Below are 1,980 nucleotides of genomic sequence, written 5' to 3'. Positions count from 1 at the left end.
CCTAACCAAAGATGGGCAGCGCACCTAGCTGTGTATTTGAGGTGTGCAATTCCATGGCAGTAGCGCTTCGTAGTCTTCCACTGAGCACGCCTGCGGCAGGCGTTCCAGTGCGTGGCGCAGCCACGCATAGGGTTCTTGGCCGTTGGCTTTGGCCGTTTCTACCAAGCTGTAAAGTTGCGCGCTGGCAGTGGCACCTTTGGGCGTGTCACTGAACAACCAGTTCTTTCTCCCGATGACAAACGGGCGGATCGCACGCTCGGCCGCGTTGTTGTCCATCGGCAAGTAGCCGTGCTCGACGTAGCGCTCCAATTTGCTCCAGTTGCTGGCCAAGTAACCGATGGCCTTGCCCAAGGCATTCTGCGTCGTGACCTGAGGTTGCGTTTTCTCTACCCAGTTTTTCAGCTGAGTCAGCAATGGCAGGCTGCGCTCCATGCGGGCAACCTTACGATCTTCGTCGTCACTGTCCTTCAAGTCGCGCTCGACGCCATAGAGCTTATTGATCAGGTTCAATGCGATGTCAGCGCGTCCTGTTTTGCCCTTGGGCTGTACTTTCTGCGCTTCGACGAACTTGCGGCGCGCGTGCGCCCAGCAGCCCAATCGCTCCAGTCCGTCCTGTGCAGCCAGCGCGTTGTAACCGGCGTAGTCGTCGGTCATGACATAACCGCGATAGCCGTCCAGCAGGCGCACCGGCACCTCCTGCGCTCGGCTGGTGGCGTAGTCGAAAAGGATCACCGGGCGATCAGGCGGGCCGCCGGTTTGTACCCACATCCAGGATTGGCTGCTGGGCTCACGCCCCGGCTCTTTCAACACCTGCACACGTGTTTCATCACAGTGGATGATCCGACTGTTCAACAGGCTTTCGCGCATCAGATTCAGCAGCGGCTGAAAGTGCTCGCTGCATTGAATCACCCAGCGTGCCAGGGTTTGGCGCGGAATATCGATACCGTGACGCCCCAGCACTTTTTCGAAGCGGTGAAGCGGCAAGCCGTCTACGTATTTGGTGGTCAGCAGCATGGCCAGCACACTCGGGCTGGCCATGCTTTTCTCGATCATCTGGGCGGGCTTGTCCGCCGTTACGGGCGCTGACTCGCAGTCCCGGCAGCCGTACACCTTGCGAACATGTTTGATGACGCGAATCTGCATCGGGACGATTTCAAGCTGTTCGCTGACTTCTTCACCGATGGCATGTTTACGGCAGCCACAAGCGCAGGTCAGTTCATGCTCGGGCAGTTCGTGGACAACTTCGATACGCGGCAAATCAGCTGGCAGCGGCTTGCGCTTGCCACGGCGTTTGGTTGGCGCAACGACTTCTTCGTCGTCAGCCTCATCCAAGGGCTCGGCCAGGCTTTCCGCTTCGTCGAAGAGTGGCAACTGTGGTGTCGCCGCATCGCCAGTCTGCTCGGTCTTGCGCCCGAACAAGCGCTGGCGCAACAGCGCAACTTCCTCTTCGAGATGAACGATCTTGCCCTTGTCGGACGCGCGCTCGTGGATCATCTGCTCAAGCAGTTGCTTGAGCAGAACAGGATCGTCAGGGAGGTTTTCGGGCATGGAAATCATGCCGCGGATTATACCGAATCAGGCGACGTATCGAGGCGTCAAAACCTGATGCGGACGGTTGCGCCAGAGGTCGAAGCCATCAAGCAGCCAGTTCAGTTCCTGAACGGTCAGGACAATGGCGACCTCAGTCGGATCGGGTGAAGTTTTGAAACGCTCGGACTCCAGGCGTTTGAGCCAGAGGCAGAAGCCGTTGCGTTCCCAGTACAGGATCTTCACGCGGTTGCGCGGCTTGTTGAGGAAGACGAAAAGCACTGGGTCGAACACCGCCACCTTGATATCAAGTTCGACCAGCGCGGCCAGGCCATCGATGGATTTTCGAAAGTCGACAGGCTTGGGGTAGAGGTACACTTTTTCGACTTTGGCGTCGGGTCGCATCATGGTCGGCGAGCTCCAGAAAGAAATCGGGAGCACAGCATCGGGGAT

At 58.3% G+C, this 1,980-nt stretch carries 2 protein-coding genes; both read right to left on the bottom strand.

Features of this window, described 5'->3' with window-relative positions; all coding sequences use genetic code 11:
- Nucleotides 1-24 precede the first annotated feature (24 nt).
- Entirely contained in the window at nt 25-1,557 is a 1,533-nt protein-coding gene (locus tag ACF8GF_RS03750; RefSeq protein WP_392487644.1) for an IS66-like element ISPpu13 family transposase, read from the bottom strand.
- 18 nt (nt 1,558-1,575) lie between these two features.
- A partial coding sequence (gene tnpB, locus ACF8GF_RS03745; protein WP_392487643.1) for an IS66 family insertion sequence element accessory protein TnpB occupies nt 1,576-1,980 on the bottom strand: 405 nt, incomplete at its 5' end.

The sequence above is a fragment of the Pseudomonas sp. yb_5 genome (genome assembly GCF_043103865.1).
In the GTDB taxonomy this organism is placed as follows: Bacteria; Pseudomonadota; Gammaproteobacteria; order Pseudomonadales; family Pseudomonadaceae; genus Aquipseudomonas; species Aquipseudomonas putida_Y.
The sequence above is the reverse complement of the archived record's forward strand: the minus strand, read 5'-3'. Positions and strand labels throughout refer to the sequence as shown.